At 56.4% G+C, this 760-nt stretch carries 1 rRNA gene; it reads right to left on the reverse strand.

Going from position 1 to position 760, the window contains the following annotated elements:
* Positions 1-5 precede the first annotated feature (5 nt).
* Positions 6-760 (reverse strand): 23S ribosomal RNA (locus G5B11_RS18720); the annotation flags it as partial.

The raw sequence follows: 760 nt of genomic DNA on the forward strand, positions 1-760 counted from the left end.
GCTTTTTGGTCAAGCCCTCGACCGATTAGTACTGGTCAACTCCGTACATTACTGCACTTCCATCTCCAGCCTATCTACCTCGTCGTCTTCAAGGGGTCTTACTTCTTTCGAATGGGATATCTCATCTCAGGGGGGGCTTCACGCTTAGATGCCTTCAGCGTTTATCCCTTCCGGACTTGGCTACCCGGCCATGAGCCTGGCTGCTCAACCGGTACACCAGCGGTCCGTCCATCCCGGTCCTCTCGTACTAAGGACAGCTCCCTTCAGATATCCTACGCCCACGCCGGATAGGGACCGAACTGTCTCACGACGTTCTGAACCCAGCTCGCGTACCGCTTTAATGGGCGAACAGCCCAACCCTTGGGACCTACTACAGCCCCAGGATGCGATGAGCCGACATCGAGGTGCCAAACCACTCCGTCGATGTGAACTCTTGGGAGTGATAAGCCTGTTATCCCCAGGGTAGCTTTTATCCGTTGAGCGATGGCATTCCCACTTAATACCACCGGATCACTAAGCCCTACTTTCGTACCTGTTCCACCCGTCGGTGTCACAGTCAAGCTCCCTTCTGCCTTTGCACTCTTTGGATGGTTTCCGTCCATCCTGAGGGAACCTTTGGGCGCCTCCGATACCCTTTCGGAGGCGACCGCCCCAGTCAAACTCCCCGTCTGGCATTGTCCCACCGCCGGTTCACGGCGGCTGGTTAGAAACCCAATACTGCAAGGGTGGTATCCCAACAGCGGCTCCTGTGCAGCTGGCG

The sequence above is a fragment of the Blautia glucerasea genome, assembly GCF_013304385.1.
GTDB classification, from domain to species: Bacteria; Bacillota; Clostridia; order Lachnospirales; family Lachnospiraceae; genus Blautia_A; species Blautia_A ammoniilytica.